Source organism: Streptomyces sp. NPDC059695 (assembly GCF_042733785.1).
Lineage (GTDB): Bacteria > Actinomycetota > Actinomycetes > Streptomycetales > Streptomycetaceae > Streptomyces.
On sequence record NZ_JBHWFF010000055.1, the window covers coordinates 1 to 6615 of the forward strand.

Consider the following 6615-nt stretch of genomic DNA (forward strand, 5'->3'; position numbering starts at 1 on the left):
CCCCGGAACCGATCGGTTCCGGGGCCGCCCCTCTGCGTGTGCCCGGGTTCCCCCGGTCAGCCGGAGACGATCCGGACCTCGGCCGCGAGGTGCTCGGCGCCGGTGGTCCGGCCGACCGCGCGGACCGACCGGAGCCCGGTGAGCGCGGCGAGCGGGGTCAGGTCGTGGCTGCCGGGCGCGAGGTGGAGACGCCGCAGGGACGGGAAGACCTCCGCGAGCCGCCGGAGGCCCGCCGTGTCGGCCTGGGCGGCCAGGTGGAGCTCGGTGACTCCGGGGAGGACGGTGCCGGCGGGACAGCGGTCGAGGCCGGTGCCCGTGAGGGCGAGGGTCTCGACCCCGGGCAGCGCGGTGAGCTCCTCCCAGAGCGCGGGGGAGAGGGGCGGCGCCGCCCACAGGTGCAGCTCGCGCAGGTGCGGGAGCCGGCACAGCGGTGCGAGGCCGTCCCGGGGCACGGGGGCGATCGAAAGCTGGCTGAGCGCGGCCCCCGGAAGAGCGTCGGACAGCCAGTCGGCGTCCGCGGGAAGCGTGAGCGTGAGCCTGTTCAGACCGGTCAGGCCGGTCAGCGAGGTGAGGTCCGGCCGTGACTCGGACACCTCCAGGGTGAGCCGGCGGGGGTCGCAGTGCCCGAGGAGCGCGTCGCGCGCCCCGGGCGACACCTCGGCGTGGACCTGGAGCAGCCGGGGCCGCAGGCCGAGCCGGACGAGCTCGTGCGCCTGGGCGTCGTCCTGGACGCTGTAGTAGAGGCCGGTCGGGTCGAGCCGGGCCACGATCTCCTCGGCGTAGGAGCGGGTGTCGTACCGGTGCCAGGCCCAGACCAGCTGGGACCGGACGGCGACCACGGGGTGGGAGACGAAGCGGGACAGGTAGAGGACGGCGGCGTCGTCCTGGACGTGCGAGGCGGCCACCACGGCCAGCCGGGCCGTGTCGACGTCCAGGCCGTCCGGGCCGGGCAGCAGGTCGAAGATCATCCTTCCGGCCTCGGCCAGTGCCCTGGCCTCGGCCGAGGTGCGGGGCGGGATCACCTCGGACGTGCGGCGCACGACCTCCTCCCGTACCTCGGGGGAGACCTCCGTCGCGTGGTCGAGGGCCGTGGCCGCCAGGAGCACCAGGCGGAGCCGGATCCGGCGGTCCTCCGTGGCGTCCGCCGCCTTCAGCAGCTCCCGCAGGATCTCCGCGCACTCGCGCGGCCGGGCGTGGCCCACGGCCATGCGGATGACGTCCTCCCACTGGTCGTCGGCGGCGTGCCGGACGAGGACGCCGATGTCCCAGTGGTCCACCAGGGCCTTGGCGGCGAGGTGGTCCTGGAAGGTGCGGTGGACGAACTCCACGGTGTCCGTCGTCGGCTCGCGCAGCAGCCCGCTGCGGTGCAGGAGGTGGGTGAAGACCTGCCGGGGGTCGTACGGGGCGGCCTCCTGGACCGCCGGGACCGCCTCCCGGACGAGCGACTCCGCGTGGGCCCGGTCCAGCTGGGTGCGGCCGTTGAGCGTCAGCCAGTACGCGAGGCGCTGGATCAGCTGGATCTGCGGGGCCTCGTCGAGGGCGACGCCGGACGGGGCCCCCATGTCCCGCTCGCGGTCGCGGCGGGCGAGGAGCATGGACAGGGCCGCCTCGTAGAGGCCCTTGCGGCCGCGGGGCAGGAAGCCGCGCCGGTCGCGGTGGAGGGCGCAGACGAGGCCGCACATCAGGGGGTTGGTGGCGAGCTGGGCGACGTGCCCGGTGGTGCGCAGCGCGTCGAGGAGCTGCTGCTCGTACGGCTCCGCCTCCGGCCCGGCGGCCCGGTGCCAGCGGCGTACGAAGGTGGTGACCTCGGCGCGGCTCATGGGGGAGAGGGTCAGTTCGGTGAAGCCGTCGGGGGCGAGCCAGTCGTCGCGGACGGCGGTGGGGCGCGAGGTGACGAGCCAGCGGTTGCCCTCGTAGGCGTCGAGGAGGTTCCGGATCCACTCGCGGGCCCGGCCGCGCTCCGCGTGGGGGATCTCGTCGATGCCGTCGACGAGGACGACGGCCCGGCCGGCGGAGAGGACCCGGTCGGCCCAGCCGTCGGGCGGGGTGAGGGGGCAGCCGGCGGCGGAGAGGAAGCGGTCGGGGGCGGGAAGCCGCTCGCCGTGGCGGGTGAGGGTGCGCAGGGGGAGGACGAAGGGGACGCGGCCGCGGAGGTACGCCATGCCCTCCGGGCCCCTCTCCGCGGCGGCCGAGACCGTCAGCCACTGGACGAGGGTCGTCTTGCCGGAGCCCGCGAGGCCGCGCAGCAGGACCCGGTCGTGCCGGGCGAGGGCGAGGTCGGCGCGGAGGGCCTGCTCCCGGGGGAGGGGGTTCCCGGTCGCGTCGGGCAGGCCGGGGCCGGGGACCTCGCCGGTCGCTTCGAGGGAGAGGTAGGCGAGGTCCAGCGGCCACCGGTCCGGCGAGTGGTGCAGGTCGATGCCGTGGATGGTGAGGCGGCCGTGCTTCTTGGCGAGGTGCGCCCGGTACCGGCGCTCGAAGTCCGCGTCCCGGACGTCCGGGTGCGGGACGCGGGCGGTGAGCGCGTCGAGCTTCGCGCCGAGTTCCGCCTGGCCGCGGCTCTGCTCCACGAGGGTGCGGGGGACGAAGGTGGAGCGCTGGGTGAAGAACTCCAGGATGTGGCGGCAGGCGAGTTCGGTGACGACGTCCAGGAAGAGGACGGACGGGGTGGCGAGGCCGTCCGGGGGCGGTGCGGCGGCGCGCAGGCGGCGGGCGAGGGCCCGGTGGCCGAGGTGGACGGCCTGGGCGTCGTCCATGTCGAGGTCGCCGAGGGCGAGGAGGGTCGTGGCGAGGGCGTCGGTGACGGCCTCGGTCTCGTCGGCGGGGAAGGGCGGCTCGCCGTCGCCGTGCAGGGCCCGGGCGACGAGGGTTCCGGCGAGCTTGCGGACGTCCCGCTCGGTCAGGGTGCGCTTCTCGCCGCGGAAGGAGACCAGGGCGGAGAGCCTCACGGTGCCCGACGGGCCGCTGAGTCCGGCCCCCGGGCCATCGCTGACCAGCAGTTTCTTCAGCAGTGGACCGATGGCGGCCGAGGCGAGGCGGGTGCCGATGAGTGCCGGTTCCATGTGTGTCCCCCCGTGGATTCCCGAGGCGGTCAGCGTAGTGCGGGACGGGGTTCCGGGCGGCTCGGTCGCGTGACCCAGGTCCCATCCGGGGCGGGGCGCCGGTGACAAGGCGCACAGGCGTTTTGGAGGGTACTAAGCGGGATAGTGGGAGGCATCGGGGGTGAATCGGGAGGTTTAGGGATCAAGCGCCGGGACTTTGGTCCCGAGGGGCCCGAACCGGGCGCGGGGCCACGATTCGGGCACTTCCGTCCCCCCTCGACATGCGGATAAACCGCATCGGTGAGGTCGTTTTGTCCGATTTCGTGACATCGCGCGGCAGGCGTCAAGGCCCGCATTCCCCCGGAGATCGCTACGACGCGATGTCGTAGATGGGGTGTTTTGGGATGGGCTGGGGCTCGGGTTACCAAGGATGAGCAAGCCCGACGCAGCGACCGTCCGCGTCGGGTCCCGTACTTCCCGGAGGTTTTCCCCCGTATGTCGAAGCGCGTCATGAACCCCGCCGCCCGTATCACCGCCGTTGCTCTCGTCACCGCGGGTCTGGGAGCGTCGCTGGTGGCCGGAGCAGGGTCCGCCTTCGCCGCCGAGGGCAAGGCCGCCGCGCCGGTCACGCTGACCGCGTCCGCCGCCGTCGCCGCCCAGGCCGAGGCCCAGGCCCACGTCGCCGCCCAGGTGAAGGCCGCCGTCGCCAAGGCCGCCGCCGTGAAGGCCACGCCCGTGAAGGTGGTCAAGAAGGCGACCCCGGCCTGGGTCAAGCCGGTCGCCGCCTACACCCTCAGCGCCAGCTTCAACCAGGGCGGCGCCATGTGGGCCCACAAGCACTCCGGCCAGGACTTCGCGGTCCCGGTCGGCACCCCGGTCAAGGCCGCCGCGGCCGGCACCGTCGTGAAGGCCGGCCCGAACGGCGGCGGCGACGGCCCCGCGTACGGCAACGCGATCGTCGTCCGGCACGCCAACGGCACGTACTCGCAGTACGCCCACCTGTCGAAGATCCAGGTCGGCATCGGCACGAAGGTCGGCGCCGGCCAGCAGATCGCCCTCTCGGGCAACACCGGCAACTCCTCCGGCCCGCACCTGCACTTCGAGATCCGCACCACCCCGAACTACGGCTCCGCCGTCAACCCGATGGCGTTCCTGCGTTCGCACGGCGTCGGCGTCTGACGCACCCGGTCGTATCAGGCCCGCTGGGCCTGCTCGATCAGATCGAGGGCGACCTCGAGGACGGCTTCCTGCTTCTCCTCGGGGTCGCCCTCGACGTTCTCCATGAAGAAGGTCCCCGCGTGCAGCGCGAAGATCGCGCTCACGGAGCGGACCTTGTCCTTCATCGGGGCCTCGGGCTCCTGGATGAACTGGTTGAGCGCGATGAAGCGCTCCTTGAAGGTGAGCCCGATGCTCAGGTCGCGCACGGTCGCCTGGTTCTCGTGCATGAAGCGGAACAGCGGGGCCGCGGCGAGCAGCGCCTTCTGGTAGCGGCGCAGGATCTCCTGCTTGGTCTCCAGGGTGCGCGGCTGCTCGGCCGCCCAGGCGACCAGCTCGTCGATCGGGCGCGCCAGGTCCTGGAAGATCCCGATGATGATGTCTTCCTTGGTCTTGAAGTGGTAGTAGAGCGCGGCTTTCGTGACGTCCAGCCGCTCCGCGATCTCGCGCAGCGAGGTCTTCTCGTAGCCCTGCTCGGCGAAGAGTTCGAGAGCCACGTCCTGGATGCGCTGGCGGGTGTTGCCTCGGGCCATGGCTGCTCTCCACTTTCCAGAAAACTTACTTGACGACCGGCTAGTGACCGACCTACCTTCCTCAGTGTAGTAACTAGCCGGGCGGCAAGTAAGGGACAGAGATGGCGACGAAACACGATGTTCAGGCAGCAGAGGGGGAAGCTGTGGACCCGCAGCCGCGCAGCGTACGCGTCGTCCTCCTCGCCCTCATGATCGCGATGCTGCTCGCGATGCTGGACAACATGATCATCGGCACCGCGATGCCGACGATCGTCGGCGAGCTCGGCGGCCTGGAGCACCTCTCCTGGGTCGTCACCGCCTACACCCTGGCCACCGCCGCCTCCACGCCCCTCTGGGGCAAGCTCGGCGACATGTTCGGCCGCAAGGGCGTCTTCCTGACGTCGATCGTGATCTTCCTGATCGGCTCGGCGCTCAGCGGCATGGCCCAGGACATGGGCCAGCTCATCGGCTTCCGCACCATCCAGGGCCTCGGCGCCGGCGGCCTCATGGTCGGCGTCATGGCGATCATCGGCGACCTGATCCCGCCCCGCGAGCGCGGCAAGTACCAGGGCATGATGGCCGGCGTCATGGCCCTCGCGATGATCGGCGGCCCCCTCGTCGGCGGCACCATCACCGACCACTGGGGCTGGCGCTGGTCCTTCTACATCAACCTGCCGCTCGGCATCGTCGCCCTCGCCATGGTCACCACCGTCCTGCACCTGCCGAAGAAGCAGCGCGCCACGGGCACCCGGATCGACTTCCTCGGCGCGGCGCTGCTGACCGCCGGCATCACCGCGATCGTCCTCGTCACCACCTGGGGCGGCACGGAGTACGCCTGGGGCTCGGCCACCATCGTCGGCCTCGCCGTCGGCGGCGCCGCCGCGCTCGCCGCCTTCCTCTACGTCGAGACCCGGGCGAGCGACCCGATCATGCCGCTGCACATCTTCCGCAGCCGCAACTTCACCCTGATGTCCCTGATCGGCTTCATCACCGGCTTCGTGATGTTCGGCGCGGTCCTCTACCTGCCGATCTTCCAGCAGTCCGTCCAGGGCGCCTCGGCCACCAACTCCGGCCTGCTGCTCCTGCCGATGCTGCTGTCGATGATGGTCGTCTCGCTGCTCGTCGGCCGCTTCACCACCAGCACCGGCAAGTACAAGGTCTTCCCCATCGCGGGCGGCGCGCTCATGGTGGCCGGCCTCTTCCTCCTCTCCACGATGGACACCGGCACCTCGCGCCTGGTCTCCGGGATCTGGATGGCCGTCCTCGGCGCCGGCATGGGCTTCCTCATGCAGATCACCATGCTGGTCGCCCAGAACAGCGTGGAGATGAAGGACATGGGCGTCGCCTCCTCCTCCACCACCCTCTTCCGGACCCTCGGCTCCTCCTTCGGCGTCGCGATCATGGGCGCGCTCTTCACCAGCCGCGTCCAGGACGAGATGGCCTCCCGCGGCGGCGGCGGGCTCACGGAGCGGACCGCCCAGCTCGACGCGGCGAGCCTCGCCAAGCTGCCGGCCGCGCTGCGCGAGGCCTACCAGCACGCGGTCGCCTCCGGCACCCACAGCGCCTTCCTGGTCGCCTCGGCCGTCGCCGTCCTCGGCTTCGTCCTCGCCTTCTTCGTCAAGGAGGTGGCGCTCCGCGGCGCCGGACCGGCCGCGGCCCCGAAGGCGGAGTCCGACGGCACCGCGAAGGTCGCCGAGACGGTCTGATCCCCTGTACGACGGTGGGGGCGGGGCCGGGGGGGGGGCGCCCCCCCCCCCGCGGCCCCCCCCGCCCCCCCCCCCCGGAACATCACCGGGTTGGAGGGGCCGGGGGGCCGCCCCCCCCACCACCCACTGGGCCCCCCCCCCCCC

4 protein-coding genes are annotated in these 6615 nt (G+C 72.5%); 2 read left to right on the top strand and 2 right to left on the bottom strand.

Going from position 1 to position 6615, the window contains the following annotated elements:
* Positions 1–56 precede the first annotated feature (56 nt).
* Entirely contained in the window at positions 57–3059 is a 3003-nt protein-coding gene (locus ACFV2S_RS36150) for an NACHT domain-containing protein (RefSeq protein WP_385569902.1), read from the bottom strand.
* A gap of 474 nt (positions 3060–3533) precedes the next feature.
* On the opposite strand from ACFV2S_RS36150, the gene ACFV2S_RS36155 reads away from it, so the two are divergent.
* Positions 3534–4217, top strand: a complete 684-nt coding sequence (locus ACFV2S_RS36155) for a M23 family metallopeptidase (protein WP_383801343.1) — start codon at positions 3534–3536, stop codon at positions 4215–4217.
* Between the two features lie 14 nt (positions 4218–4231).
* Here the strand turns inward: ACFV2S_RS36155 and ACFV2S_RS36160 are convergent, their stop codons facing one another.
* Positions 4232–4786, bottom strand: a complete 555-nt coding sequence (locus tag ACFV2S_RS36160) for a TetR/AcrR family transcriptional regulator (protein ID WP_385569908.1) — start codon at positions 4784–4786, stop codon at positions 4232–4234.
* Positions 4787–4887: 101 nt separating this feature from the next.
* Between ACFV2S_RS36160 and ACFV2S_RS36165 the strand changes: the two genes are divergently transcribed.
* Positions 4888–6471 (top strand): MDR family MFS transporter, encoded by a 1584-nt coding sequence (locus tag ACFV2S_RS36165; protein WP_385569913.1) that lies wholly within the window; start codon positions 4888–4890, stop codon positions 6469–6471.
* Positions 6472–6615 lie beyond the last annotated feature (144 nt).

Excerpts from the sequence above, each read along its gene's own strand:
- ACFV2S_RS36150 (WP_385569902.1), bottom strand. The coding sequence starts at position 3,059 with ATGGAACCGGCACTCATCGGCACCCGCCTCGCCTCGGCCGCCATCGGT.
- ACFV2S_RS36155 (WP_383801343.1), top strand. The coding sequence starts at position 3,534 with ATGTCGAAGCGCGTCATGAACCCCGCCGCCCGTATCACCGCCGTTGCT.
- ACFV2S_RS36160 (WP_385569908.1), bottom strand. The coding sequence starts at position 4,786 with ATGGCCCGAGGCAACACCCGCCAGCGCATCCAGGACGTGGCTCTCGAA.
- ACFV2S_RS36165 (WP_385569913.1), top strand. The coding sequence starts at position 4,888 with ATGGCGACGAAACACGATGTTCAGGCAGCAGAGGGGGAAGCTGTGGAC.